The organism is Pseudomonas sp. WP18 (assembly GCF_036689585.1).
GTDB lineage: Bacteria > Pseudomonadota > Gammaproteobacteria > Pseudomonadales > Pseudomonadaceae > Aquipseudomonas > Aquipseudomonas chlororaphis_E.
Map to the genome: position 1 here is coordinate 568,602 of NZ_CP144758.1, position 25,456 is coordinate 594,057.

The 25,456-nt window shown below is 64.1% G+C and carries 23 protein-coding genes and 1 pseudogene; 19 read left to right on the forward strand and 5 right to left on the reverse strand.

Translation table 11 applies throughout. From position 1 onward, the window contains the following. Position 1: 1 nt before the first annotated feature. From waaC to V5F23_RS02480, 13 genes and pseudogenes are all read left to right on the forward strand, one after another. Entirely contained in the window at positions 2 to 1,060 is a 1,059-nt protein-coding gene (gene waaC, locus V5F23_RS02420; RefSeq protein ID WP_042731222.1) for a lipopolysaccharide heptosyltransferase I, read from the forward strand. Further along, a complete protein-coding gene (locus tag V5F23_RS02425; protein WP_042731223.1) occupies positions 1,060 to 2,184 on the forward strand; it encodes a glycosyltransferase family 4 protein in 1,125 nt (374 codons plus the stop codon). Before waaC ends, V5F23_RS02425 begins: the two co-directional genes overlap by 1 nt. After that, positions 2,181 to 2,987, forward strand: coding sequence for a lipopolysaccharide core heptose(I) kinase RfaP (gene rfaP, locus V5F23_RS02430; protein ID WP_042731224.1), 807 nt, complete (start codon positions 2,181 to 2,183; stop codon positions 2,985 to 2,987). Before V5F23_RS02425 ends, rfaP begins: the two co-directional genes overlap by 4 nt. Beyond that, positions 2,987 to 3,721, forward strand: coding sequence for a lipopolysaccharide kinase InaA family protein (locus tag V5F23_RS02435; protein WP_047736085.1), 735 nt, complete (start codon positions 2,987 to 2,989; stop codon positions 3,719 to 3,721). Before rfaP ends, V5F23_RS02435 begins: the two co-directional genes overlap by 1 nt. After that, entirely contained in the window at positions 3,718 to 4,470 is a 753-nt protein-coding gene (locus tag V5F23_RS02440) for a lipopolysaccharide kinase InaA family protein (protein ID WP_042731226.1), read from the forward strand. The genes V5F23_RS02435 and V5F23_RS02440 overlap by 4 nt, the downstream gene beginning before the upstream one ends. Beyond that, positions 4,470 to 5,930, forward strand: a complete 1,461-nt coding sequence (locus tag V5F23_RS02445) for a lipopolysaccharide kinase InaA family protein (protein ID WP_047736083.1) — start codon at positions 4,470 to 4,472, stop codon at positions 5,928 to 5,930. Before V5F23_RS02440 ends, V5F23_RS02445 begins: the two co-directional genes overlap by 1 nt. A 327-nt stretch (positions 5,931 to 6,257) precedes the next feature. Next, entirely contained in the window at positions 6,258 to 8,015 is a 1,758-nt protein-coding gene (locus tag V5F23_RS02450) for a carbamoyltransferase (RefSeq protein WP_338497483.1), read from the forward strand. Further along, positions 7,999 to 9,129 (forward strand): glycosyltransferase, encoded by a 1,131-nt coding sequence (locus V5F23_RS02455; protein WP_042731096.1) that lies wholly within the window; start codon positions 7,999 to 8,001, stop codon positions 9,127 to 9,129. The genes V5F23_RS02450 and V5F23_RS02455 overlap by 17 nt, the downstream gene beginning before the upstream one ends. Beyond that, positions 9,129 to 10,025 carry an antimicrobial resistance protein Mig-14 gene (locus V5F23_RS02460; protein WP_042731095.1) on the forward strand — a complete coding sequence of 299 codons (897 nt, stop codon included), beginning with the start codon at positions 9,129 to 9,131 and terminating at the stop codon, positions 10,023 to 10,025. The genes V5F23_RS02455 and V5F23_RS02460 overlap by 1 nt, the downstream gene beginning before the upstream one ends. Before the next feature lie 8 nt (positions 10,026 to 10,033). Continuing rightward, on the forward strand, positions 10,034 to 11,437 hold the full coding sequence (locus V5F23_RS02465; RefSeq protein WP_042731098.1) for a PIG-L family deacetylase: 1,404 nt from the start codon (positions 10,034 to 10,036) through the stop codon (positions 11,435 to 11,437). 84 nt (positions 11,438 to 11,521) lie between these two features. Beyond that, a complete protein-coding gene (locus V5F23_RS02470; protein WP_042731094.1) occupies positions 11,522 to 12,478 on the forward strand; it encodes a glycosyltransferase in 957 nt (318 codons plus the stop codon). Positions 12,479 to 12,606: 128 nt separating this feature from the next. Then, positions 12,607 to 12,850 (forward strand): annotated as a pseudogene (locus V5F23_RS02475) (glycosyltransferase family 2 protein); the annotation flags it as partial. 48 nt (positions 12,851 to 12,898) lie between these two features. Then, the gene (locus tag V5F23_RS02480; RefSeq protein WP_042731093.1) at positions 12,899 to 14,002 is read left to right on the forward strand and encodes a glycosyltransferase; all 1,104 of its coding nucleotides are present in this window, start codon (positions 12,899 to 12,901) and stop codon (positions 14,000 to 14,002) included. On the opposite strand, the gene V5F23_RS02485 is transcribed toward V5F23_RS02480, so the two are convergent. Then, positions 13,988 to 14,593 (reverse strand): toluene tolerance protein, encoded by a 606-nt coding sequence (locus V5F23_RS02485; RefSeq protein ID WP_042731092.1) that lies wholly within the window; start codon positions 14,591 to 14,593, stop codon positions 13,988 to 13,990. The two genes, V5F23_RS02480 and V5F23_RS02485, sit on opposite strands and share 15 nt — an antisense overlap. Positions 14,594 to 14,700: 107 nt before the next feature. Here V5F23_RS02485 and V5F23_RS02490 point away from each other — a divergent pair, with 107 nt between their 5' ends. From V5F23_RS02490 to hldE, 5 genes are all read left to right on the forward strand, one after another. Then, positions 14,701 to 15,873 (forward strand): O-antigen ligase family protein, encoded by a 1,173-nt coding sequence (locus V5F23_RS02490; protein ID WP_047736078.1) that lies wholly within the window; start codon positions 14,701 to 14,703, stop codon positions 15,871 to 15,873. A gap of 15 nt (positions 15,874 to 15,888) precedes the next feature. Next, positions 15,889 to 17,694 carry a lipid A export permease/ATP-binding protein MsbA gene (gene msbA / locus V5F23_RS02495; RefSeq protein WP_042731090.1) on the forward strand — a complete coding sequence of 602 codons (1,806 nt, stop codon included), beginning with the start codon at positions 15,889 to 15,891 and terminating at the stop codon, positions 17,692 to 17,694. Between the two features lie 210 nt (positions 17,695 to 17,904). Beyond that, entirely contained in the window at positions 17,905 to 18,609 is a 705-nt protein-coding gene (locus tag V5F23_RS02500; RefSeq protein WP_047736077.1) for a sulfotransferase family 2 domain-containing protein, read from the forward strand. Further along, positions 18,602 to 19,204 (forward strand): adenylyl-sulfate kinase, encoded by a 603-nt coding sequence (cysC, locus tag V5F23_RS02505; protein WP_042732487.1) that lies wholly within the window; start codon positions 18,602 to 18,604, stop codon positions 19,202 to 19,204. Before V5F23_RS02500 ends, cysC begins: the two co-directional genes overlap by 8 nt. A 144-nt stretch (positions 19,205 to 19,348) precedes the next feature. Beyond that, positions 19,349 to 20,770, forward strand: coding sequence for a bifunctional D-glycero-beta-D-manno-heptose-7-phosphate kinase/D-glycero-beta-D-manno-heptose 1-phosphate adenylyltransferase HldE (hldE, locus tag V5F23_RS02510; RefSeq protein WP_042732486.1), 1,422 nt, complete (start codon positions 19,349 to 19,351; stop codon positions 20,768 to 20,770). A 147-nt stretch (positions 20,771 to 20,917) separates the two neighbouring features. Here hldE and V5F23_RS02515 read toward each other — a convergent pair whose 3' ends face one another. The 4 genes from V5F23_RS02515 to V5F23_RS02530 form a co-directional block, all read right to left on the reverse strand. Next, positions 20,918 to 21,883 carry a hypothetical protein gene (locus V5F23_RS02515; protein ID WP_042732485.1) on the reverse strand — a complete coding sequence of 322 codons (966 nt, stop codon included), beginning with the start codon at positions 21,881 to 21,883 and terminating at the stop codon, positions 20,918 to 20,920. A gap of 33 nt (positions 21,884 to 21,916) precedes the next feature. Further along, positions 21,917 to 22,729 (reverse strand): aldo/keto reductase, encoded by an 813-nt coding sequence (locus V5F23_RS02520; protein ID WP_042732484.1) that lies wholly within the window; start codon positions 22,727 to 22,729, stop codon positions 21,917 to 21,919. Next, the gene (locus V5F23_RS02525) at positions 22,726 to 23,901 is read right to left on the reverse strand and encodes an FAD-dependent oxidoreductase (RefSeq protein WP_338497484.1); all 1,176 of its coding nucleotides are present in this window, start codon (positions 23,899 to 23,901) and stop codon (positions 22,726 to 22,728) included. Before V5F23_RS02525 ends, V5F23_RS02520 begins: the two co-directional genes overlap by 4 nt. A gap of 207 nt (positions 23,902 to 24,108) precedes the next feature. Continuing rightward, the gene (locus tag V5F23_RS02530; protein WP_047736074.1) at positions 24,109 to 24,441 is read right to left on the reverse strand and encodes a multidrug efflux SMR transporter; all 333 of its coding nucleotides are present in this window, start codon (positions 24,439 to 24,441) and stop codon (positions 24,109 to 24,111) included. Positions 24,442 to 24,543: 102 nt separating this feature from the next. Here V5F23_RS02530 and V5F23_RS02535 point away from each other — a divergent pair, with 102 nt between their 5' ends. Next, on the forward strand, positions 24,544 to 25,434 hold the full coding sequence (locus V5F23_RS02535) for a LysR family transcriptional regulator (RefSeq protein ID WP_338497486.1): 891 nt from the start codon (positions 24,544 to 24,546) through the stop codon (positions 25,432 to 25,434). Positions 25,435 to 25,456 lie beyond the last annotated feature (22 nt).

Consider the following 25,456-nt stretch of genomic DNA (forward strand, 5'->3'; position numbering starts at 1 on the left):
CTTGCGGGTATTGCTGATCAAGACCTCCTCGCTGGGGGATGTGGTCCACACGTTGCCAGCCCTGACCGATGCGGCGCGGGCGATCCCCGGGATCAAGTTCGATTGGGTGGTGGAAGAAGGCTTCGCCGAGATCCCGACCTGGCACCCGGCCGTGGGCAAGGTCATCGCGGTGGCGATCCGTCGCTGGCGCAAGAACCTCTGGCAAACGATCAAGAGCGGCGAGTGGCGACGCTTCAAGCAGAGCCTGCGCGCCGAAAAGTACGACCTGGTCATCGACGCCCAGGGCCTGTTGAAAAGTGCCTGGCTGACCCGTTACGTCAAGGCGCCGGTCGCCGGCCTGGACAAGGATTCGGCCCGCGAGCCCATCGCCGCGCGCTTCTACGATCGCCGCCTGGCGGTGGCCCGCGGTCAGCATGCGGTGGAGCGCGTGCGCCAGTTGTTCGCCGTGGCGCTGGGGTATGATTTGCCCCGGACCCAGGGCAGCTACGGCCTGAATGTCGATCGCCTGGTTGAATTGCCGCGCAAGTACCCTTATGTGGTGTTCCTGCACGGCACGACCTGGGAATCCAAGCACTGGCCCGAGCTGTATTGGCGCCAGCTCACCGAGCGCATGGGGCAGTTCGGCGTGGTGGTGAAGCTGCCGTGGGGCAACCCGTTGGAGAAGGCCCGGGCCGAGCGTATCGCCAAGGGCCTGCGCAATGTCGAAGTGTTGCCGAAGCTGAACCTGGGTGGCATGGGCAAGGTGCTTGCCGGCGCCCAGGCCTGCGTGGCAGTGGACACTGGTCTCGGGCACCTGGCTGCGGCCCTGGACGTGCCGACGATTTCGCTGCTGGGCCCCACCAACCCGATTCTGACCGGCGCCTATGGCAAGGGCCAGGTTCACCTCGCCAGCGATTTTCCCTGTGCACCCTGCATGCAGAAGCAGTGCACTTACCCGCCGACCGCCGAAGATGCCCGTCGGTTTGACCTGAAACGCGAGCAGCCCCTGTGCTTCACGCGTCTGAACCCCGAGCGTGTGGCCAGCCACCTGAGCACGTTATTGGCTGAGGAGCCGCGCTGATGCAATTGGCTTTTGTCCTTTACAAGTATTTCCCGTTCGGAGGCTTGCAGCGTGACTTCATGCGCATCGCCCTGGAATGCCAGCGGCGAGGTCACCAGATCCGCGTCTACACGCTGATCTGGGAAGGCGACGTCCCGCCGGGTTTCGAAGTGCTGGTGGCGCCGGTCAAGGCGTTGTTCAACCACCGGCGCAACGAAAAACTCAGTGCGTGGATGGAGGCCGACCTGGCCAAGCGCCCGGTGGACCGCTTGATCGGTTTCAACAAGATGCCCGGCCTGGACGTGTATTACGCCGCCGATGGCTGCTTCGAAGACAAGGCGCAGAACCTGCGCAATTCCCTGTATCGGCGTTGGGGCCGTTACCGGCATTTCGCCGAGTACGAGCGGGCGGTGTTCGCCAGGGATGCCAGGACCGAAGTGCTGATGATCTCCGAAGTCCAGCAGCCGTTGTTCATCAAGCACTACGGCACGCCATTGGAGCGCTTCCACTTGCTGCCGCCGGGCATCGCCCAGGACCGCCGCCGGCCCGCCGATGCCGATGAGATCCGCGCCGCGTTCAGGGCCGAGTTCGAGTTGGCCGATGATGAGCTGCTGCTGGTGCAGATCGGCTCCGGGTTCAAGACCAAGGGCGTGGACCGCAGCCTCAAGGCCCTGGCCGCGTTGCCTGCCGAGTTGAGAAAACGGACCCGGCTGTTTGTAATCGGCCAGGACGACCCCAAGGTATTTCAATTGCAGAGTGCCGCGCTGGGGCTCGGTGACAACGTACGGTTCCTCAAGGGCCGTAGCGACATCCCGCGTTTCCTGCTCGGGGCCGACCTGTTGATCCATCCTGCGTACAACGAAAACACCGGTACCGTGCTGCTCGAAGCGTTGGTGGCCGGGTTGCCGGTGCTGGTCAGCGCGGTGTGCGGGTACGCCCATTACATCGCCGAGGCCGACAGCGGCCTGGTGCTGGACGAGCCGTTCGAACAGGCGCAGCTCACCGAATACCTGGGGCGTATGCTCAGCGATGCCGACGCCCGGGCGGCGTGGAGCCGCAATGGCCTGGCCTTCGCCGAGACGGCTGACCTCTACAGCATGCCGCAGCACGCGGCCGATGTGATATTGGCGGAGCAAGCGCAATGAAACTGATGCTGGCCGAACCGTTCAAGCGCCTGTGGGCCGGGCGCGATGCGTTCGTCGAAGTCGAGGCGCTCCAGGGCGAGGTCTATCGTGAACTCGAAGCCCGGCGCACCTTGCGCACGGAGGTGGACGGCCACGGTTTTTTCGTCAAGATCCACCGTGGCATTGGCTGGGGCGAGATCTTCAAGAACCTGCTCACCGCCAAGTTGCCAGTGCTCGGTGCGGGGCAGGAGTGGGCCGCGATCCAGCGCCTGCAGGAAGTCGGCGTACCGACCATGACGGCCGTCGCCTACGGCGAGAAGGGCCGCAACCCGGCTGACCAGCACTCGTTCATCGTCACCGAAGAACTGGCGCCGACCATCAGCCTCGAAGATTTCAGCATCGACTGGGTCAAGCAGCCGCCGCAACCGGCCCTCAAGCGTGCCCTGATTGCCGAAGTGGCGCGCATGACCGGCATGATGCACCGCGCCGGGGTCAACCACCGGGACTGCTACATCTGCCACTTCCTGTTGCACACCGACAAGCCGGTGACCGCCCAGGACTTCAAGCTCTCGGTAATCGACCTGCACCGTGCCCAGACCCGCGCGGCGATCACCCGACGCTGGCGCAACAAGGACCTGGCCGCGCTGTATTTCTCGGCGCTGGACATCGGCCTGACCCGCCGCGACAAGCTGCGCTTTCTCAAGGGCTATTTCCAGCAGCCACTGCGCGAGATCCTCACGCAGGAGGCGGCCCTGCTGAGCTGGCTCGAAGGCAAGGCCAACAAGCTCTATGCCCGTAAGCAGCGGTATGGGGACGCGCTCTGATGTCGGGTTGGAAACTGGAACCTTCCTATGCCGAGCTGGCGCAGGACTTCGGCAGCCTCGACGCGGTGTTTGCCTTGCAAGGGGAGCGGCTGACCCGCGACCCGCTGTCGGAAGTGATCCGGGTGCAACGCAATGGCGTGAACTATTACGTCAAGCGCTACGTCGGGGCTGGCAAGGGCTTGCGTCGTTACCTGGGCAAGCCACGGGTCAAGTCCGAATGGCAGAACCTCAAGCGTTTCGCCAAGTGGGGGATTCCCACCGCCGAAATCGTGGGCTGGGGCCTGGAGCGACATGGCGCCACTTACGCCCGCGGTGCGATGATTACCCGCGAGCTGCCCCGCACCGAGGACCTCTCGGCCCTGGCCGAGCGGCATGATCCGCGGCTGGGCGACCGTGCCTGGGTCGACGGCGTGAGCCGGCAACTGGCCGCCTATACGCGGACCATGCACGATCATCGCTTTACCCACAACGACCTGAAGTGGCGCAACCTGCTGATCGATGACCGCTCGCGGCTGTTCCTGATCGACTGTCCGAACGGCGATTTCTGGCGCGGCTTCTGGCTCAAGTACCGTATCACCAAGGACCTGGCCTGCCTGGACAAAGTGGCCAAGTATCATCTGTCGGCGACCCAGCGGCTGCGCTTTTACCTGCAGTACCGCCAGCGTGACCGGCTCGACGCGTGCGACAAGAAGCGCATTCGTCACGTGGTGAGATTTTTCGAGGGGCGTGAATGACTGATTTCCTGGCCGCTGAAGACCGTGCGCTGCTGCAGCGTCACGGCCTGGACAGCTTTGATGCGCTTTGGGCGCGGCAACTGGACGCGGTGGACGAACCCAACACCTCGGGCGAGGGCTGGAGCAGCGTGTTCCGGCTGGACCTGGAGGGCCAGGGGTATTACCTCAAGCGTCAGAACAACTACCTGACGCGCACGCTGTCGCACCCGTTTGGCGAGCCGAGTTTCTCCCGGGAGTTTCGCAACATCAGTCGTTATCGCGAGTTGGGAATCCCGGCGTTGCAGGCGGTGTTCTACGGTCAGCGCAAGGTTGACGGCCAAGTGCGGGCGATCCTGCTGACGCGGGCCCTGGACGGCTGGGATGACCTGGATTCTCTCTTGCAACGCTGGCCGAGCCTCACGGCAGCGCAGCGCACCACCATCCTGCAGGCTTGCGGCCAATTGGCGCGGCGCCTGCACGGCATGCGCCAGGTGCATGGCTGCTTCTACCCCAAGCACATCTTCCTGCAAGCCACCGCCAGCGGCTATCAGGCGCAACTGATCGACCTGGAAAAGACCCGGCCGCTGCTGTTTGGCCTGCGCGATCGGGTCAAGGACCTCGAACCTTTGCTGCGGCGCGCGTCCGTCTGGAATGAAGGCGAAGTTCGCCAGTTGCTGTCCACTTACCTGGATCAGCCCCAGGACGCCGCGCTGGTGGACAATTGGTTGACCCGCCTGACCGCCCGGCGCAGCCACAAGGAAACCCGCTGATGCAGTTGTCCGAATTGAAGAGCGCCGGTCGCCGCCCAGCCCTGCCTTTGAGCCTGGAACTGGCCGATGCCGCCGGCCCGGCGCAATTGCAGTTGCTGTCGTTGTTGCGGGTGCTGCCGGGGCAGCGCTACGTCGGCGCCGGTATCTGGCGCGGTCGGCCGGTGCTGGCCAAGCTGCTGGTGGGCAGCAAGGCGCCCCGGCACTTCCAGCGGGAACTGCAAGGCGTGCGCTTGTTGGCCGAGCAGGGGTTGACGACGCCGTTGTTGTTGGCCGATGGCCTGAAGGACGGCGAGGGCGGCTGGCTGCTGTTCGAATTGCTCGAAGGCGCCGAGAGCCTGGGGGACGCCTGGAAACAGGTCGAGCCACTGCCCTTGCTGGCCGACGAACAGGCGACGGTACTGGCCGAGGCCCTGGGTGCGATTGCGCAACTGCACGGCAAAGGGCTGTGGCAGGAAGACCTGCACCTGGACAACCTGCTGCGCCACGGCGGCCAGCTCTACCTGATCGATGGCGCCGGCATCCGTGCCGAAACGCCCGGGCAGCCGTTGTCTCGGCAAAAAGTGCTGGAGAACCTGGGGGTGTTCTTCGCCCAGTTGCCCAAGTCCCTCGAACCGTTCACCGAAGAGCTGTTGGTGCATTACCTGCTGGGCAACGCCGAACACGCGCTGCCCATGGAAGCGCTGCAAAAACAGATCGACAAGGTGCAGGCCTGGCGCCTGAAAGACTTCCTGGACAAGGTCGGGCGCGAATGCAGCCTGTTCAGTGTGCAACGCGGGCCCTTCGGCCTGCGGGCGATCCGGCGAGACGAAGAGGCGGCGATGCTGCCGGTGTTGGAGCGCGCGGACGCCTTGCTTGACCAGGGCCACCTGTACAAGACCGGTGGGGCGGCGAGCGTCGGCAAGGTCGAAGTGGATGGCCGGGTCCTGGTGATCAAGCGCTACAACATCAAGAACCTGGCCCATTGGCTCAAGCGCTTCTGGCGCCCCAGCCGGGCCTGGCATTCCTGGCGCGAAGGCCATCGACTGGCCTTCCTCGGCATCGCTACGCCCAAGCCCCTGGCGTTGTTGGAGAAGCGTTTCCTGTGGCTGCGCCGGGGCGCTTACCTGGTGACCGAGCACCTGTCGGGACCAGACATCATCGAACGCTTCGCCCCGTACATCGACAACGGCGACGCGCCCGAGCCCGAGTTGCTGGCGCTGGACCAGTTGTTCGCCAGCCTGATCCGCGAGCGCATCAGCCACGGTGACCTCAAGGGGCATAACCTGTTCTGGCAGCACGACCGCTGGGCCCTGATCGACCTCGACTCGATGTGCCAGCACCGCACCCACGCCAGCTTCGCCCAGGCCTACGCCCGCGACCGCGCCCGCTTCATGCGCAATTGGCCGCAGGACAGTGCGTTGCATCGGCTGATCGACCAGCGGTTGCCGCAGACGATCGATAGCAGCTCGCCCGTTCTGTAAACCAATGAACCAGTCGGCGAACCCGTGGCGAGGGAGCTTGCTCCCGCTGGGTTGCGCAGCAGCCCCAAAGCCAGTCGGCACGGTGCGCCAGAAAAAACTGGGCAGACTCTACGACTGCTGCGCAGCCGAGCGGGAGCAAGCTCCCTCGCCACGGATGCGACGCTTAGCCAGCTCAATAGGCTGGATGGACGCCTGCCATTCACCGCTAGAGGCTTACCCGCGCTTTTACGCTATAATCCCGCCCTTTAGCTGCCCTACGCCCCGGCGAGCGGCACATTCATTTTTCGCGGCGCTTGTCGCCCGTATGCAGAAAAGAGGCTAGACCCTGTGGCATTGACGATTCTTGGCCTGTCCGGCGCCCTTAGCCATGATCCTTCCGCAGCGCTGTACATCGACGGCAAGCTGATCGCGGCGGCCGAGGAAGAGCGCTTCGTACGCGATAAACATGCAAAGAACCGCATGCCCTACGAGTCGGCGAAGTTCTGTCTGGAACAGGCCGGTATCAAACCGTCCGACGTCGATGTGGTGGCGATCCCCTTCGCCCCTATCAGCCTGTTCGGCGAAGCGCGCTGGCACTACGCCAAACGCTACTGGTACGCCCCGGACCGTGCCCTCGACGCGATCCTGATGGGTAACCGTCGCTACAAGCGCTATCGCCGCAAGATCGTCTGGTGCCTGGAGCAACTGGGCTTCGATCCGAAAAAGATCAAGATCGAGCCGGTCGAGCACCACCTGGCCCACGCTTCCAGCGCCTATCACTGCTCGGGTTTCCAGGAAAAAACCGCGATCCTGGGCATCGACGGCAAAGGCGAATACGCAACCACGTTCTTCGGCTACGGCGAAAACGGCAAGATCCACAAGATCAAGGAATTCTACGACCCGGATTCCCTCGGCGGCCTGTATGGCGCGATCACCGAATTCCTGGGCTTTGAAATGCTCGACGGTGAGTTCAAGGTCATGGGCATGGCGCCGTATGGCGACGCCACCAAGTACGATTTCTCGCGCCTGGCCTCGTTCGAGAATGGCGAGCTGGTGATCAACACCGACTACGCCAACGTGATCGGCCTGCGCCGCTATAAAGAGAAGGGCAAGGGCTTCTACTTCTCGCCGAAGCTGATCGAATGGCTCGGCCCGAAACGTGAAGGCGACATCGCCGACGAGCCATATATTCACTACGCTGCCAGCATGCAGGCGCTGTTCGAGAAGCTCGCGCTGCAGATGATCGACCACTACTTGGGCGACGTGCTCAAGGAAACCGGCAAGCTGGCGTTCGCTGGCGGCTGCGCGCTGAACGTCAAGCTCAACCAGAAGATCATCGCCCGCGACGACGTCAAGGAACTGTTCGTGCAACCGGCTTCCGGCGACGCCGGCACCGCGGTGGGCGCGGCGGCGTACGTGTCCCATGCCCGTGGCGTGCCGGTGGAGAAGATGGAACACGTCTACCTCGGCCCGGCCTACAGCAACGAAGACGTGATCGCCGCGTGCGCTCGTCATCCGAGCAAGCCGACATGGCGCAAGATCGACAACACCCCGGAGCGCATCGCCAAGATCATGGTCGACGGCAACCCGGTGGCCTGGTTCCAGGGGCGCATGGAGTTCGGTCCACGGGCCTTGGGCGGTCGTTCGATCATCGGTTGCCCAAGCGCCAGCGGCGTGGCCGACCGGATCAACGAGCAGATCAAGTTCCGCGAGCGCTGGAGGCCTTTCTGCCCGTCGATGCTCGACACCGTTGCACCGCAGATGATCAAGGTCGAGCACCCGGCGCCGTTCATGACCTTCACGTTCGAAGTGGCCGAGGAGTGGAAAACCCGCGTGCCGGAAGTCGTCCATGAAGACGGCACTTCCCGGGCCCAGGTGCTCAAGCGCGAATACAACCCGCGCTACTACGACATGATGAAGGCCCTGGAAGTGCTGACCGGCAACGGCGTTTCCCTGAACACCTCGCTCAACCGTCGTGGCGAGCCGATGATTTGCTCGCCGACCGATGCGTTGAACATGTTTTATGGTTCCGACCTGCAGTACCTGATCATGGAAGACATTCTGGTGGTCAAAGACGGCGTGGACGCTTATGACACGCTCGGCTGAGCGACATGTGCTGCAGTTCTGCCACGGCTATGACGGGCCGTTCCTCGACTGTGCCCGTCAATACGCCAGCTTGTTCGCCGGCACCGGCTATCGCGTGACCACGGTGTTTCTGACGGGGGCGGCGGATGCACAGGTCGCCACCGGTTGCGCCTCGGACGAGGTGCTGTTCATGGAGTACAGCTCCAGCGCTGTTCGCGGCCTGAAGCTGGGCGCCATCGCCGACCTGCGCAAGATCGCCGCGTCGCGCAATTTCAGTTTCTGCATTGCCCATCGCTTCAAACCCATTTACATCGCCCTACTGGGCACCCGCCTGCCGGTGATCGGCGTGCACCACGCCTTTGGTGACTACCAGCGGCGTACCCGCCGGCTGTTCGCCCATCTTTTCCGCAAGCGCCTGAGTCTGCTCGGGGTTTCCGATGCGGTGCGTGACGACATGCGCCGCTGCTTGCCGGCATGGCCGGCGGCCCGGATCCAGACCCTCTACAACCGCATCGACCTTCAAGCCTCACAGGCAGCCCTGCTTGCCCGGGATGACGCGCGGCAGACCCTGGGGCTGGACAAGGACGCCTGGATTGTCGGCAACGTCGGTCGCCTGCACCCGGACAAGGACCAGGCTACGTTGCTGCGTGGCTTTGCCGCCGCGCTGGCGTATCTGCCGGCCAACAGCCAGTTGGCGATCCTCGGCAAGGGCCGCCTGGAGCAGGACCTCCGGGCGCTGGCGCTGGAGTTGGGCATTGCCGACCGCGTGCTGCTGCTTGGCCAGGTGCCCGAGGCGCGGCGTTATTTCCGTGCGTTCGATGTGTTTGCCCTGAGTTCCGACCATGAGCCATTCGGCATGGTGCTGCTCGAAGCCATGGCCGCCGGCGTCCCGCTGCTGGCCACCGCGTGCGGCGGCGCGAAGGAAGTGGTCGAAGGCGTGGGCATCCTGTTCCCGTTGGGCGATGCCGAGCACATGGCCCAGGGGCTGCAACACCTGGCGGCCATGGACGAGCACCAGCGTCGCCAGTGTGCCGAGTTGATGTTCGACCGTTTGCGCGAACGCTTTTCGGACCGCGCCGTACGCGACACCTTCTGGCGCTTGCCTCAAGTCATCGAACTGGCGCCGAGGGCCTGATGCTCAACCGATTCCAAGGCTGGCGCGAGCGCGGCTGGACGGCTGTAGACGCGTCGATCTACGCCCAGGCCTGGCACCGTTACGGCGGCAGCGTCGCCACTCATCCACTCGTGGTCGAACGCCTGGCAGGCCTGGCCGGGATTGCCGTGCGCTACCTGGCCTACGAACACGATGGCGACCTCAAGGCGGCCATTGCGACCTGGGGGCAAGACCTGGCGTTGTCCAAGGACGTGCTCAAGCGCAACGGCAAAAAGGGCCTGTTCGACCTGGGCAACGCCGAGCTGATTCTGCCGGCGGCCCCTGATGCCCAGGCGCCCCTGCGCCATCGCGCGCGCTATTTGTCGGCGCTCAATGAGGGCCGCTTCAGTGGCTTGAAGTTGCAGTCGGAACAGCTGGCCATGGCGCGCACGCCGGAAGAGCTGTCCAAGAAATTTCGCTACAACCAGCGCCGTGAGCTGCGTCTGCTGGAAGAGGCGGGCGGTGTGGTACGACCTGTCGAAGCGTTTTCCAGTGCGGACCTGGCCTCGATCTATTGCGATCTGTTCCTGCGTCGCTGGGGCTTTGCGGCCACCGGGGCCGAGCGCATGGGCGAGGTGATCGAGTTATTGCGCGAGTGGCTGATCGGTTCGGTGATTTTCCTCAATGATGCGCCGATCGCCATTCAACTGGTGTACCGCGTGGAAGCACCCGAGTGGATCAGCGTCGAGTACATCAACGGTGGCGTCGATCCGCAGACCCGTGAATTCAGCCCCGGCAGCGTATTGAGCTTCCTCAACACCCAAAGTGCCTGGGAACATGCCCGGGCCGCGGGCAAGCCGTTGCGTTTTTCCTTCGGCCGCGCGGACCGCGAATACAAGGATCGCTGGTGCAACCCTGTGCCGGTCTTTACCGTATGAACCCACCGATGAGTCGCAAGCAGCAGTTGCTCAAGCGTCACCGCCGCAACAAGCGCGTGGGGTTGCTGCTTGCCCTGATGGTGCTGGTCCTGCTTGGCGTGCTGGTGGCCTGGTGGTTGCCGCTGGTGCTGGCGGTGCTGGGCTGGGTCGCCCATGAGGCCTGGTTCGCCGACCATCTGTTCTACTCGCCCAAGGACGACTACCAGTACAACTTCCCGCCGTTCACCCAGCAACCGAAGGTGCACCTGAACGCCGGTCGGCTTCGGCTGGATGACGGGGTTATCCTGGATGATGGCGCGACGCTGGTCCTCGGCTTGCAGGTCAAGAGTGCTTGGCTGGGGCGGTTTTTCGACCCGGTCGTCGAACTGTCGGGCGGCGACTGCCCGGATCGGCAAACGTTCGAGCGCGGCGTCAACGGCCTGCGCTACCTGAACCTCAGCGAGCAGGGCCCTGCGCTGTCCCGCGGCGAGTTGCGCCTGCGCGGGCGTTTCTGCCGCTTGCTGGGCGAACCGACGCTCTGGTCGTTCACGCCGCCCGAATTGAAGCACCGGCGTGTCATGGTCATCGCCCCTCATGCCGACGATGCGGAGCTGGCGGCCTATGGGTTGTACAGCCGGGCCGACGAAGCCTGGATCGTGACGTTGACCGCCGGCGAAATCGAAGCCGAGCATTATCAGCAGATGGGGCTGGACCGTGTCGAGGCGGCGCGGCTCAAGGGGCGCCTGCGGGCCTGGGATAGCATCGCCGTGCCGCGCTGGGCCGGGGTACCGCAAGAGCACTGCGTGCAATTGGGTTACTTCTGCCTGCAACTGGCGGCCATGCAGGCCGCGCCGAGCCAGCCCCAGGGGTCTCGTGAGGCAGACCTGAGCGATACGCGGCCGTTGCGCCAGCTCAACCCTGTTGTCCTGCCCGGCGATACCGACGGTGCACCGACCTGGAACAACCTGCTGGCCGACTTGCGCGCGTTGTTGCTGATGGCGCGGCCCGAGGTCATTGTGTTGCCGCACCCGACCCTGGACCCACACCCCGACCATCTCTGCGCCCATCATGCCGTCCGGCAAGCCCTTGAAGGCCTGGAGTGGCAGCCCGGCACCGTGTTGGGCTACGCCAATCACCTGCATGACAATGATCGCTGGCCCATGGGCGATGCCGGTAGCGGCATTGCATTGCCGCCGTGTTTCGAGTCAGCCGGGCCAATGGAACCGGTCAGCCTGCCGTTGGCGCTGGCCGACCAGCGCGACAAGGCCATGGCGCTGGGCATGATGCATGACCTGCAGCCACGCGCGCCGTTCAAGCGCCGCCTGCGTCGTGGCATCCAACGCCTGTTGGCGGGGCGCAAGGGCTCCGTGTATGGCGAGAACGAATTCTTTCGCAAGGCTGTGCGTCGCCATGAACTGTTCTGGCGACTGTAAGGGCCCAACGCGGGGTGCCCGTGCGCGATGGCGCGCCGGTGTCCCCGGTCATCCATCAAGTCGTTCGCTGCCGCAAGGAAGACGATGAAAGTTCTATTTCTGGTGCAGAAAGAGCAGCGGGCCATCCTGGACCGACTCTACGAAGGCGTGGCCGCTCATTGCGAGTGTGACCTGCGCTGGCTCGACAGCCAGGAGCAACGCAACCTGCGCAAATACTTCCGCCACCACGTGGAGGTGTCGCGCTATGACCGGATCGTGTTTTTCCTGCGCTTCAAGCAGGAAATCCGCCAGGTCGCCTTCATCCGCACGATCCCTAACCTGGTGATCCTCGAACACGACGCCTACCAGAACTACATCCCGTGCAAGTACACCGGCAAGTTCAGTGCGCATTACCGGCAACTGCCCTGGGTGCGAGTGATCAGTTCCGGCTTCATGGTCGCCGAACGCTTGCGTGGCGAAGGCTTCGACGCGGTGTTCGTGCCCAAGGGCTACGATCAGGCGTTGTTGCAGGACCGGGGCCGGGAGCGGGATATCGAGCTGGCCTTCGTCGGCAGCACCAACAGCGTCGCCTACAGTGGCCGCAAGGCGCTGCTTGATGAGCTGGGACGCGTCGAGCCGTTGGTGGTGACCCGGACCAAATCCGGCGAGGAGTACTGCGAGACCCTCAATCGCATCCGCTTTTTCGTCAGTGCCGATGTCGGCATGGGCGAGTTCATGATCAAGAACTTCGAGGCCATGGCCTGTGGCTGCGTGCTGCTGGCCTTTGACCAGGGCGCCGACGAGGCGCGCGCGCTGGGGTTACAAGACATGCACAACGTGGTCTTGTACAAGGACATCCCGCAGCTCCAGGAAAAGCTCGCCCGGCTGCGCGCCGATCCCGAGTTGGCGCAACGCGTGGCGCGCAATGGCCAGCAGTTGGCGCTGGACCAGTTCAGTTTTGCCCGCATAGGCCAGAAAATCGTTGAAACAATGGAGCCGCCCCTGCGGCCTCGTGCACCCTTGAGCATGCTGGCAAAATGGCGCCTGCGGCTGGGCATTTGAGGGTGCCCGTTCTGTCATCCGGTTCGGGGCCCGCTCGTCCAGCCACGGGCGGCTTGTCTCGCTGTTCGCCGATCTGCGGCCAGCTCCAATGGCCGGGCTTGTTCTTCAGCCGGGACCTGCGGTGGAAGGAAGATCGGCGTTGCGCCCCCTTTGCCGGCTTCGTCGGCGAAAAGCCTGCCCACTTCGCTATGTGCAGCCGAACTTGACGGCGGTCATGCTGGAAGGGGATGCTGTTTTACACACCGGATTCGGGGTTCACGTGGAGTGCCCGCGGAGCGTCAATGCAAGGCACATCGCCAGCGCCGCGAGCAAGTCAAGCTGTCCCTGGTTCTCTTGCTCGGAGTCTGCATTGGCTGGCTTATCAATTACTGAACGCTGCAAAGCTCGAATACCGGTCCGTGATAAAGGGTTTCCGGCTTGATGAGCATTATCAATGTCATGTGGGCGGGCGGCGCGCCGTTCGCTTCGGTACACAAGGTTCATCATCAGATCCTTTCGCGAATGGAGCCGGCGATGCCTGTCAAGACCTGGCTCTTGCAGGGGTCGGCAGCGGCCTGCCAGGTCGACGTCGGCCCGGCGCGTGAATGGAGGCTGACCTCTGCGCGGCTCAAGGGCCGCCATATCTGGCGCCTGTTCAAACCCCTGATGCACAGCCGTTTCCGCCAGGCATTGCTCGACAGCGATGCCCGGGTGGTGTTGCTCGACGGGGTGGGCGTGGCCCGGGCGCTGTTGCCGGTTCTCAAGGACATGCCGCAGATCCGTGTGGTGGTGATCTTCCACGGTGCGACGCGCCTGAGCATCGCGGCCCGGGAGCTGCTGCGCGGGTTCCCGGTTTCGCGCCTGACCCTGGCGGCGGTCTCCGAGACCCTGGCGACGTCGCTCCAGCAAACGTTGGGCATCCCGGTGACGGCGCTGCGCAGCGCCTTCGACCCGGCGGCCTTCCGGTCCGCGCTCCTGTCGCGCGAAGAGGCACGTGCTCGGCTGGGGTTGCCTGGCACCGGAGGGCGGGTGTTCGGTGCGGTGGGGCGGTTGGTGAGCAACAAAGGGTTCGCCAGCCTGCTCGAGGCCTTTGGCCGGGCGGCGGCCGACCATCCGGACTGGCGCCTGGTCATCGTTGGCGAAGGTCCCCGGCGCCCTGCGCTACAAGCGCGGATGGCCCAGCCGGACCTGGCTGGCAAGGTCTTGCTGACCGGGCATCTGGAAGACGTCGCCAGGCTCTACAAGGCCTTTGATTGGGTGCTGATCCCGTCCCTGGACGAGGGCCTCGGTCTGATTCTCCAGGAGGCGGTGCTGGCCGGCACGCCGGTTTTGGCCAGCGAACTGGCTGTTTTCCGGGAGCAGTTGGGCGACACCGGCTGGTATGCGCCGATCAACGACGAGGGCGGGTGGAGCGAGGCGATCACCCGGGCTGCGCAGGTTCCGGTCGATAAGGTCGCGGCGGCCCAATACCAGGCCCTGGCGCCAGAGGAGGCCTGGCTGAGTTTCAGCCAGACGGCCCGGCAATTGATCTCAGGCGGCCAATAGGGCGTTTTCCAATGCCTGCATTGGAAAGCTCCCGTTCAGGTTCTCTCGGGCAATATAACGCGCGAAATGCTGCAAGTTGCGCCGCGCCAGGTAGCGAGGCAACGGCGAGCGCAGGAAGCGCATGTCAGCCACGTCGATCAATCCCCATTCGTTTTCAGGCGTCACGACGATGTTGCCCAGGTGCAGCGAGCGAAAGTAGATGCCACTGGTGTGCAGGCGGCGGATCAACTCGACCAGCGCCGGCAGCGCTTGTTGCCAGTTGAAATTTTCCTGGTTCGACAATTGCCGCAGGGTTTTGCCCGGCAAGGGTCGGTACAGCACGGCCGTCATGCCGGGCTTGTCCAGAGTGTAGGAGGCCAGCACCTGAAGTGTCGGCACGCCGAGTTTTTGCAGGCGCACGGCGTTATTGATGAATCGCGTTGAATACGGCCGTAAAAGAGCCGAAGAAAAAAGCCGCTTGCGGCGGAACAATTTGAGAATATTCCCATCCTGCAGCAGATAGACTTTTGGGCCGTAGCTGTCGGCCTCCAGAATGCTGGCGCCTTCAATCAATTGATTCAAAGCGGCTTGGGGAAGCCGTGAGGATTGCATCGTAGGGAAACCTTGTTGATAGAACCGGTGCCGTGGCGGGCCATGATGCCCAAAAGTTCACGTTTTAACCATGCCGGTTTGGCCGGCGGACCGTTTAGGAGCGATAGATGCACACAACACGTTGGGCTCAGGGATGGCTGGCCCTTGGCTTGTTATGGTTTTTGCTGGCGATAGCCCTGGCACCGACCAATAAAGTCTATCAACAGGGGTTGGTTGCGTTCGTCTGGTTGCCGGCGATCGTCTTCGCCTGGCCGGCCCGTCACCGGTTGTTGGAGGTGTGGCGCGCGCAGCGCCTGATGTACACGGCATTGCTGGGATTGATGGCCTGGGCGTTGATCAGCCTGGCCTGGTCCGAGGCGGCGGAGCCGGTGCGGGAAGTCAAACGGTTGCTCTATATCCTGGTGTTCCTGCTGTTCTTTCCGATTCTTGCCGATGGCCGGCCTGAGCGAGTGATGCGCCTGATGCAATGGGGGGGCGTGGGGCTTGCGCTGACGGCTTTGATGGCCATCGTCCAGTTCTACGGTATCAAGCACAATCCATGGAATACCCGTCTGGAAGGGCTGGGGGAGTTGTCCCATCCGATCCTGGGCGGCTACGTGATCGGTTTGACGGCAGTCTGGATGCTCCACTGGGTGCCTCGGCGTATCGGGCTGCAGGTGCTGTGGGCGGTTGCCCTGGCTTTGCTCGGGGTGTTCGTGGTGATGAGCCAGAGCCGTGGTGCGGCGCTGGCGTTGCTGCTCAGCGTCCTGGCCATGCCGATCTACTGCCGTGACCAGCGCGCCCGGGTGATCGCGGCGGCAACCCTGGTGCTGGCAATGTTCACCTTCTGGCTGCTCGAGCCGCTGGTGATGGCGCGCGGCGCTTCCTATCGGCCCGAGATCTTCATGTCGAGCCTGCACATGATCGCTGAACACCCATGGGGTGGGCTGGGAGCGGGGGCGGACTACCGGGTGCTCAGCAACGGCATGACATTCGATCACGCCCATAACCTGTTCAGTCATATCGCCATCCTGCTCGGTTTGCCTGGGCTGCTGTTGTGGTGCATCGTCTGGTTCGCCGTGCTGCGTGAAGCCTGGCGAACCCGGGACAGCCTGCTGGGCCGGGGCGTGCTTGGCATGTGGGTGTTCTCGTTCCTGGCGATGCAATTCGATGCCTCGAGCCTCACCGGAACGCCACGCGCCGAATGGTTCATCAGCTGGCTGCCGATCGGCCTGGCCGGCGTTTTGACCTGGGCGCGGGCCAAGTCCGGCGGCTGTGATAAAATTCCGCGTTCTTCCTAACCAGTGAGCTCGACGATGAGTGACGCACCGCCCAAAGCGGAACAGGATTCCAGCCTGAAGATCTATTTTCGGCTGCTGGGATACGTCAAACCCTACGCGGGCATTTTCCTGCTGAGTATCGTGGGTTTCGTGATATTTGCTTCCACCCAGCCCATGCTGGCCGGGATCCTCAAATATTTCGTCGACGGCTTGAGCAACCCCGATGCGGTGCTCTTCCCTAACGTGCCCTACCTCAAGGACCTGAAACTGCTGATGGCGGTGCCGCTGCTGATCATCCTGATCGCGGCGTGGCAGGGCCTGGGGTCGTTCCTGGGCAACTACTACCTGGCCAGGGTGTCCCTGGGGCTGGTCCACGACTTGCGGGTCGAGTTGTTCAACAAGTTGCTGGTGTTGCCCAACCGCTATTTCGACACCCATAACTCCGGGCACCTGATTTCCCGCATCACGTTCAACGTGACGATGGTCACCGGGGCCGCCACCGACGCCATCAAGGTGGTGATTCGTGAAGGCCTCACCGTGGTGTTTCTCTTCATGTACCTCGTGTGGATGAACTGGAAACTGACGCTGGTGATGCTGGCGATCCTGCCGCTGATCGCGGTCATGGTCAGCAGCACCAGCAAGAAGTTTCGCAAGCAAAGCAAGAAGATCCAGGTGGCCATGGGCGACGTGACCCATGTCGCGTCCGAGACCATCCAGGGCTATCGCGTGGTGCGCAGCTTCGGTGGCGAGGCCTACGAGCAAGAACGCTTTGCCCGTGCCAGCCAGGGCAATACCGATAAGCAGTTGCGCATGACCCGCACCGGCGCGGTCTATACGCCGATGCTGCAACTGGTGATCTACACCGCCATGGCGGCGCTGATGTTCCTGGTGCTGTTCCTGCGCGGCGACGCCACGGCCGGTGACCTGGTGGCCTACATCACCGCCGCCGGCCTGCTGCCCAAGCCGATTCGCCAGCTCTCGGAAGTCAGCTCCACCATCCAGAAAGGCGTGGCCGGTGCCGAGAGCATCTTCGAGCAACTGGACGTCGAGCCGGAAATCGATTCCGGTACGGTCGAGCAGGAGCGTGTCAGCGGTCGCCTGGACGTGCGCAACCTGAGCTTCACCTACCCCGGTGCCGACCGTGAGGTGCTCAAGGACATCAGCTTCACTGCCGCCCCTGGGCAGATGATTGCGCTGGTGGGCCGTTCGGGCAGCGGCAAGTCGACCCTGGCGAGCCTGATCCCGCGTTTCTACCACCACGAGGTCGGCCAGATCCTGCTCGACGACGTGGAGATCGAAGACTATCGCCTGCGCAACCTGCGTCGGCACGTCGCCCAGGTGACCCAGCATGTCACGCTGTTCAACGACACGGTGGCCAACAACATCGCCTACGGCGACCTGGCGGGAGCGCCCCGGGCGGACATTGAAAAAGCCGCCGAGGATGCCTATGCGATGGACTTCATCGCCCAGTTGCCCAATGGCCTGGACACCGAAGTGGGTGAAAACGGCGTGCTGCTGTCGGGCGGCCAGCGCCAGCGCCTGGCGATTGCCCGGGCCCTGCTCAAGAATGCGCCGCTGCTGATTCTCGACGAGGCGACGTCGGCGCTGGATACCGAGTCCGAGCGGCATATCCAGGCCGCGTTGGACCAGGTGATGAAAGGCCGTACGACCCTGGTCATCGCGCACCGGCTGTCGACCATCGAGAAGGCCGACATGATCCTGGTGATGGACCAGGGCCGCATTGTCGAGCGCGGCACCCACGGCGAACTGCTGGCCCAGAACGGCTACTACGCGCGTCTTCACGCCATGGGGCTGGATGCGCCAGCCCATAATATTGCCTGACCCTCAGGCCCGCCCCGGTGCCGATGTCGGTTGGCACCGGCCCACGGTGTAAGGGCGGGCTTGCCCCCTCGGGTTTGTATCGAAGCCGTTACCAGGCTTGACCAAACCACCATAAAACGGCGACCCGCGCTTGGTAAGGTTTTGCCCACAGAACTTTCCTGAACGCACTTCAGCGATCGAGGGGGCCATCCTTCTCGCGTGGGTATCCGAATGCTGCAACGCTATCTCTGGAAGCTGCTGCCCAAGGCGCAGCGGTCCTTTCTGTTGGGGCGCCTGTCGGTGGTCGACCGCCAGGTCGTGAACAAGTCGATGTCGGCCAACTGCCATTTCCCCGAAATCTTCGCCGAGCGCGCCTGCCTGTTCATCCATGTGCCAAAATGCGCCGGTAGCAGTGTTTGCGCCGGCTTGTTCGAAGGCTATACCCCCGGACACCTGCCGTTGTACTGGTACGAGCAACAGTTTGCGCGGCAGTACGCCGACAGCTTCAAATTCGCTTTTGTGCGTGATCCGCTGGAGCGGGCATATTCAGCCTATGCTTTCCTGCGGGGCAATACGCTGGGGCAACGCGATCACGCGGCGCAGGCAATGGTGAGGCATTACCGCGATTTCGATGACTTCGTCGCCCGCTGGCTGCACCCGGAAAACATCACCCGGCAACTGCATTTCGCTGCCCAGACGGATTTTCTCACCGACTCCCTCGGCCATCTGGCGATGGATTTCATCGGTTATCAGGAACACCTGGGGCGCGATTATCGCCAGCTATACGAACGTCTCGGCGGCCGTGCGACCTTGCCCCATGTGAACCGCTCGCAGCAGCGCGCCGCGGTGCCGGTACGGGACCTGTGCTCGGTGCGCACGCGCCGCCTGGTGCGGCGGGTGTACCAACGTGACTATGAGATGCTCGGCTATGAATGAAACGTCAAAGGTATTGCAGGCGCAGATACGTCCTTGCGCGCCGGCGCTCACGCCCCAGGATCGGGCCGCGATCAAGGCCCAGCGTCCACGCTGCATCTGGCTGACCGGGCTGTCCGGGGCGGGCAAGTCGACGCTGGCCAATGCCTTGGAAGTACAGCTCAACCGGCAGGGCCTGCACACGGCCCTGCTCGATGGCGACAACCTGCGCCAAGGGTTGTGTCGAGGCCTGGGCATGGATGCCGAGTCACGCAAGGAAAACATCCGGCGCATCGGCGAGGTGGCGCGGTTGATGGTCGATGCCGGCCTGATCGTCATCGTCGCGGCGATCTCCCCGTTTCGCGCCGACCGCGAGACGGCCCGGCAGTTGTTCCCGGAAGGCACCTTCGTGGAGGTCTACGTCAGCACTCCCCTGGACGTCTGTGCCCAGCGCGACCCCAAGGGCTTGTACCGCGAAGCCCGCGCCGGGCGAATCAAGAACTTCACCGGGCTCGACAGTCCCTACGAAGTTCCGCTCGCCCCGGATTGCCAGATCGACACCAGTGAAACGGCGCTCGCCCAGGCCTGCGAGCGGTTGTCGGCGTTGCTGCAACGCTGATCGGGCGGGCAAACCTGCATCGCATCGCGCCTCCGAATGGGGGCGCGCATCGACGAGTGAAAGCAGTGGCACACAGCCATGAATCAGCCTTCACCAACCCTGTGCTAATATCGCGCCCCTGTTCATTTTGTATGTGGGATCTCCATGAAGTTGTCCATGCCGCGATTCGATCAAGCCCCTGTATTGGTGGTCGGCGATGTCATGCTCGACCGCTACTGGCATGGCGGTACCTCACGGATTTCCCCCGAGGCACCGGTACCGGTGGTGAAGGTCGAGAACATCGAGGACCGCCCCGGTGGTGCCGCCAACGTTGCCCTGAACATCGCCGCGCTGGGCGCACCGGCTTCACTGGTGGGCGTGACCGGCGACGATGAGGCCGCCGACAGCCTGACCAACAGCCTCAAGGGCGCGGGCGTGCGGGCGACCTTCCAGCGCATTGCGCACCAGCCGACCATCGTCAAGCTGCGGGTCATGAGCCGTCACCAGCAACTGCTGCGCATCGACTTCGAAGAGCCGTTTTCCACCGATCCCCTGGCCCTCGGCGGGGAAGTCGAGAGCCTGCTCGATGGGGTCAAGGTGCTGGTGTTGTCCGACTACGGCAAGGGTGCGTTGAAAAACCACCAGGTGCTGATCCAGGCCGCCCGTGCCCGCGGCATTCCGGTCCTGGCCGACCCCAAGGGCAAGGATTTCTCCATCTACCGTGGCGCCAGCCTGATCACGCCGAACCTCAGCGAGTTCGAAACCATCGTCGGCGGTTGCGTCGATGAGCACGAGTTGGTGAGCAAGGGCGCCCAACTGATGCAGGATCTGGACCTCGGCGCCTTGCTGGTGACCCGTGGCGAGCACGGCATGACCCTGCTGCGTCCCGATCATCCGGCGTTGCACCTGCCGGCCCGGGCCCGCGAAGTGTTCGACGTGACGGGCGCCGGCGACACCGTGATCTCCACCCTGGCGGCGGCCATCGCCGCGGGTGAGGAACTGCCCCATGCGGTGGCCCTGGCGAACCTGGCGGCGGGGATCGTGGTCGGCAAGCTGGGCACGGCGGCCATCAGCGCCCCGGAATTGCGGCGTGCCATCCAGCGCGAAGAAGGCTCCGAGCGCGGTGTGCTGGGCCTGGAGCAACTGCTGCTGGCGGTTGACGACGCCCGAGCCCATAACGAGAGAATCGTCTTCACCAATGGCTGCTTCGACATTCTTCACGCGGGCCATGTGACCTACCTGGAACAGGCCAGGGCCCAGGGCGATCGTCTGATCGTCGCGGTCAATGACGATGCCTCCGTGAGCCGTCTCAAGGGCCCGGGCCGGCCGATCAACAGCGTCGACCGGCGCATGGCGGTCCTGGCCGGGCTGGGGGCGGTGGACTGGGTGATCAGCTTCAGCGAAAGCACGCCGGAAAACCTGCTGCGCCAGGTCAAGCCGGATGTGCTGGTCAAGGGCGGTGACTATGGGATCGACCAGGTCGTGGGCGCGGACATCGTCGCGGCCTACGGCGGCACTGTGAAAGTGTTGGGGCTGGTGGAGAACAGCTCGACGACGGCGATCGTGGAGAAGATTCGCAACAACTGATGCGTCAGGCAAAGCGCAGAACCTGTGGGGGCGAGCTTGCTCGCGATTGCGTTGGATCATTCAGCCTCGATTAGGCTGACACACCGCTATCGCGAGCAAGCTCGCTCCCACAGGGCCCATTGTCCAGCCAGAAAATGGGCATCAGGCTTAGCGAGCCGTCTTGCGCGGCACGATCTTCTTGAACAATTGCCGGGCCTTGCCCTTCAGTCGGGTCAGTCCCGATTCCTTGCCCGGTGGCGCCAAGCCTTGCTGGCGCAACCAGTCCTTCCAGCGAATCCGCTCGTCACGCACCAGCCAGCCGTCCTGCCGGGCAAAACTTTCCGCCAGGTACAGCCCCCGGGTGCTGGCCGGGTATAACTGGTCCTTCTTCAAGGTATACAGCTCCGGCAGCGGTTGCCCATCCTGCAGCGGCATCAGGTACAGATCCGGCCTTTTGCGGTCCAGGCGCGCCACCAACTGGTCGCCCTCCAGGCGCTCATCCACATGGAACAGGCTCAGGGACTTGGCTTCCTTGGGCACGTCCAGGCGCAGGTCATAGATCAATTGCAGGGACGCCGTGGGCAGGTGCACATAGGCCCGAGGCCGTTCGATCAGTTGCAGGTTCGCGCTGCGCACCGGCCTCGCGGAGCCCGACAGCGGCGTCAGGCGGAACGGCAGGGCTTCGCGATAGTGCAAGGCACTGGCGTAAGGGGCCGGCAGCCAGGTGTCGTTGAAGCGTCCGCCGAGCCAGCCTTCCGGGGTTTCCAGCAGGCATTCCTCGGCGATTTCGCTGATGGCGGTGAGCAGTGGCAGGTTCAGCTCGTGGGCCGGGACGTAGCCGGAAATCAACTTGAGCACCACATCGCCACGGTCCTGCCGGCGCTGGCGCACCAACACCCAATAGTCACGATTCTGCCAATGCACGGTCAGGCGCACCGAAACGCCCAGGTTGGCCAGCTCCAGGGAAAAGCGTTCGGCGTCGGCCACGGTGACAGGACGGCGGCGCTGCAGGGTCTGGGCGAAATTCATCGGCATCCCGACGCTCTGGTAAGCCAGGCCTTCGGGCGTCGCTTCGACAAACAGGGGCAGGGTCTTGAAGTTGCTTGGGTTCTTGCGGATGAGCGTACGCGGCATGTCGACTCCTTCTTCATGCCGCGTCAAGCGGCGTCAGTTCTCACGCAGGACCTTGGCAACGGTCGCGACGTTATGGGCGAGGTGCAGCGGATTAATGGTGCCGACAATAGCACTGGCGACCCCAGGATGTTCAAACAACAGTTCGAAGCTGGCCCGGACCGGGTCCACGCCGGGGCTCAGGCAGACATGGCCGCTGGCCAGGGCTTTCTTGACCAGGATCGCCTTGCCGTGAGCGTTGGCGTAGTCAATGACCGCCTTCTCGGCCTGTTCGTTCAGATTGTAGGTGACCATCGCGCAATCGCCTTGCTCCAGGGCTTTCAAGCCGCCTTCGACGGTCTTGCCGGAAAAACCGAAGCCGCCGATCTTGCCTTCGCGCTTGAGCGCCGCCAGGGTCGGGTAAACCTCGCTGTCGTTGAGAATCGCCAGGTCATTGCCGTCGGAATGCACCAGCACCAGGTCGATGTAGTCGGTTTCCAGGCGCTTGAGGCTGCGTTCCACCGAGCGTCGGGTGTGGGCGGCGCTGAAGTCGTGGCGCGACTGGCCGTCGCTGAACTCCTCGCCGACCTTGCTGACAATCACCCAGTCCTGGCGCTGGCCGCGCAGCAACGGGCCGAGGCGTTCTTCGCTCTGGCCGTAGGCCGGCGCAGTGTCGATCAGGTTGATGCCCAGGTCGCGCGCCAGCTTGAGCAACATGCGTGCCGCCTCGTCATCGGGGATCTGGAAGCCGCTGGGGTACTTGACGCCCTGGTCGCGGCCGAGCTTGACCGTGCCCAGGCCCAGCGGCGAGACCTGGGGGCCGTTATGGCCCAACGGCCGGTAGAGGTCGTGCAGGGTCGGTTGGCTCATGGCAGCAGTTGCTCCCACGCCGGGACGCCCATGGGCGGTTTCGGCAACGCCGGCAACGGCGCCGCTTGATGGGGTTCGACACCGTCGCGTTGCAGCGCGCTGATCACCCGGTCGGCGAAGTCCGGGGCCAGGGCCAGCTTGGTCGGCCAGCCCACCAGCAGGCGATCCTGCTCGGCGAGAAAGGCGTTGTCCGGACGGGTCAGGCCGGTTTGCAACGGTTCGGCGCGGTCGACCCGCAATGTGGCCCATTGCGCGGTGCTGAGGTCGATCCAGGGCAGCAACTGGCCGAGCTCTTTCTGGGCGGCGGCGATCTGCGCGGCGGGCTCGCGGGCCACGCCATCGCCTTCGGCGAGGTCGCCTCCCAGGTACCAGACCCACTGGCCGTCGGCGGCCGGGTGGGTGGTTACGGTGACGCGCGGCTTCGGCCCGCCTCCCAGGCAGTGGGCGTAGAGTGGCTTGAGGCTCGGTCCCTTGACCAGGACCATGTGCAGCGGTCGGCGCTGCATGGCCGGCTGGTCCAGGCCCAGGGCGCCGAGCAGGTCGGCGGTGCCGCCGCCGGCGCTGAGGACAATGCGCTGGGCGCGGATCTCGCGGTCGTCCACCTTCAAGCCCACCAGTGCGCCGCCCTCGCGCAACGGCTCGATGCGCTGCCCGGCCAGCAAGCCGTCGCCGGCCAGCTCCGCCAGGCGCTCGATCAGGCTGGGAACGTCCACCACCAGTTCGGCCAGGCGATAGACCTTGCCCTTGAAGCGCTTGTCTTGCAGGGCCGGCGGCAGTTGTTCGCCCTTGACCTGGTCGACCCGGCCGCGCACGGCCTTGCTGGCGAAGAAACTGGTGAGGTTGCCGGCCAGGGTGCCGGGGGACCAGAGGTAATGGGCATCCGACAGCATGCGCACGCCGGAGAGGTCCAGCTCGCCTTCGCCCTTGAGGGCTTCACGCCAGCGGCGCGGCATGTCGGCGATGGCCTCCGAGGCACCGGTCAGGGCGCCGTGCAAGGCGTACTTGGCGCCGCCGTGGATGATGCCCTGGGATTTGACGCTCTGCCCGCCGCCGAGGCTAGCGCTCTCCACCAGCACGGTCGAAAAGCCCAGGCGACGCAGGCGTGCATTGAGCCAGAGGCCGGCGACTCCAGCGCCGACAATCAGAACGTCGGTGGAAATAACGGATGGCATGCAGCGACCTCAGTGAACAAGACGAAGGCGCAGTATACAGACTCGATGCTATTGGGATTTGTTGAGCATCAACATCAAAGGCGGCTGCCCGTGGCGAGGGAGCTTGCTCCCGCTTGGGTGCGAAGCGCCCACCAGGAGGACCGCGTTGCGGCCCAGCGGGAGCAAGCTCCCTCGCCACAAAAAGCTGGTCACCGCAGGTTTGTGTGTTCAGTGCCCGGCTGTCTTGGAGAACAGTTGAATCACCACCACCCCCAACACAATCAGCGCCATCCCCAGCATCGCCGGTACATCCAGCTTCTGCCCATAGATGAACAACGCCGCCACGCTGACCATGACGATTCCCATCCCGGCCCACACCGCGTACGCCACGCCCACCGGCACCGTGCGCACCACCAGAGTCAGCATCCAGAAGGCAATGCCGTAGCCGGCGATCACCAGGATCAGGGGTAGAGGTGTGCTCAGGCCTTTCACCGCTTTCATCGAAACGGTGGCGATCACTTCCGCGCAAATGGCGATAGCCAGGTAGTAGTAAGCGTTCATGGGCAGTCCTCGGTCAGCGTTGCGTCTTTCGATGGCGCCATTCTAGAACCTGGACAGATGCGGTAAAGTCATTACCTATCTGTCTAAGAGATAGGTTGCGTTATGTCTGTGCAGTGGAATCTGGAACAAATACAGTTATTCGTGGAAGTCGCCGAGAAGCGCTCGTTTTCTGCCGTGGCGCGGGACCGGCGCAAAGCCCAGTCGGCCATCAGCAGCGCGATCGCCTGGCTGGAAACCGACCTGGGAGTGAGCCTGTTCGAGCGCAGCAGTGGCCGGCAGCCGACGCTCACCGAGGCCGGCGATGTCTTGCTGGAGGAGGCTTGGGAGGTCTTGCGTCAGTGCGAGCGCCTCAACGGCCGGGCACTGGCGCTGATGCGTGGCCAGGAAGCCTCCCTGCGTCTGGCCCAGGACGAAGCCATGCCGTATCAACCGGTCATCGACAGCCTGGCGGCGCTGGCCGAGCAATTCCCTACCCTTGAGGTGCAACTGGCCAGCGCCGCCCAGGGCGACGTGGCGCGCAAACTGGTGGAGCGCCGCGCGGACCTGGGGTTGTTGTTCTACCACGACCAGATCCCCGAAGCCCTGGAACGTCGCGTGTTGGGCAGCGTCGAGATGGTCACCGTGTGCGGCAAGGGGCATCCGCTGGCCAGTCACGCCTATGTGTCCTGCCGAGAGATGGCCCGGCACCGGCAGTTGCTGATGGCGACCCAATCCAGTGTCTACCCCGGCAGCGAGCAGGCCAGCCCGCAGGTCTGGCGCGCCGACAGTTTCTATGTGTTGGCCGAATGGCTGAGAAGTGGCCTGGGGTGGGCCTGGTTGCCACGGCACGTCGTGCAGTACCCGGCGTATCTGGGCGACATGGTGGAGCTCAACAGCGAGTGGACCCCGCCGGCCCTGGTGGTGGAACTGGTCTGGCGCCGCGACGAACCTCTGGGGCCGGCCGCGCGCTGGCTGGCGGAACGTTTTGCCGTGCAGTTGCAGGCGATCGGCTGAAAAACCGATAAACTCCGCCGCC

Coding starts and splice junctions, on each gene's coding strand:
- V5F23_RS02425 (WP_042731223.1), top strand. CDS start 1,060: ATGCAATTGGCTTTTGTCCTTTACAAGTATTTCCCGTTCGGAGGCTTG.
- rfaP (WP_042731224.1), top strand. CDS start 2,181: ATGAAACTGATGCTGGCCGAACCGTTCAAGCGCCTGTGGGCCGGGCGC.
- V5F23_RS02435 (WP_047736085.1), top strand. CDS start 2,987: ATGTCGGGTTGGAAACTGGAACCTTCCTATGCCGAGCTGGCGCAGGAC.
- V5F23_RS02440 (WP_042731226.1), top strand. CDS start 3,718: ATGACTGATTTCCTGGCCGCTGAAGACCGTGCGCTGCTGCAGCGTCAC.
- V5F23_RS02445 (WP_047736083.1), top strand. CDS start 4,470: ATGCAGTTGTCCGAATTGAAGAGCGCCGGTCGCCGCCCAGCCCTGCCT.
- V5F23_RS02455 (WP_042731096.1), top strand. CDS start 7,999: ATGACACGCTCGGCTGAGCGACATGTGCTGCAGTTCTGCCACGGCTAT.
- V5F23_RS02460 (WP_042731095.1), top strand. CDS start 9,129: ATGCTCAACCGATTCCAAGGCTGGCGCGAGCGCGGCTGGACGGCTGTA.
- V5F23_RS02465 (WP_042731098.1), top strand. CDS start 10,034: ATGAGTCGCAAGCAGCAGTTGCTCAAGCGTCACCGCCGCAACAAGCGC.
- V5F23_RS02470 (WP_042731094.1), top strand. CDS start 11,522: ATGAAAGTTCTATTTCTGGTGCAGAAAGAGCAGCGGGCCATCCTGGAC.
- V5F23_RS02480 (WP_042731093.1), top strand. CDS start 12,899: ATGAGCATTATCAATGTCATGTGGGCGGGCGGCGCGCCGTTCGCTTCG.
- V5F23_RS02485 (WP_042731092.1), bottom strand. CDS start 14,593: ATGCAATCCTCACGGCTTCCCCAAGCCGCTTTGAATCAATTGATTGAA.
- V5F23_RS02490 (WP_047736078.1), top strand. CDS start 14,701: ATGCACACAACACGTTGGGCTCAGGGATGGCTGGCCCTTGGCTTGTTA.
- msbA (WP_042731090.1), top strand. CDS start 15,889: ATGAGTGACGCACCGCCCAAAGCGGAACAGGATTCCAGCCTGAAGATC.
- V5F23_RS02500 (WP_047736077.1), top strand. CDS start 17,905: ATGCTGCAACGCTATCTCTGGAAGCTGCTGCCCAAGGCGCAGCGGTCC.
- cysC (WP_042732487.1), top strand. CDS start 18,602: ATGAATGAAACGTCAAAGGTATTGCAGGCGCAGATACGTCCTTGCGCG.
- hldE (WP_042732486.1), top strand. CDS start 19,349: ATGAAGTTGTCCATGCCGCGATTCGATCAAGCCCCTGTATTGGTGGTC.
- V5F23_RS02515 (WP_042732485.1), bottom strand. CDS start 21,883: ATGCCGCGTACGCTCATCCGCAAGAACCCAAGCAACTTCAAGACCCTG.
- V5F23_RS02520 (WP_042732484.1), bottom strand. CDS start 22,729: ATGAGCCAACCGACCCTGCACGACCTCTACCGGCCGTTGGGCCATAAC.
- V5F23_RS02525 (WP_338497484.1), bottom strand. CDS start 23,901: ATGCCATCCGTTATTTCCACCGACGTTCTGATTGTCGGCGCTGGAGTC.
- V5F23_RS02530 (WP_047736074.1), bottom strand. CDS start 24,441: ATGAACGCTTACTACTACCTGGCTATCGCCATTTGCGCGGAAGTGATC.
- V5F23_RS02535 (WP_338497486.1), top strand. CDS start 24,544: ATGTCTGTGCAGTGGAATCTGGAACAAATACAGTTATTCGTGGAAGTC.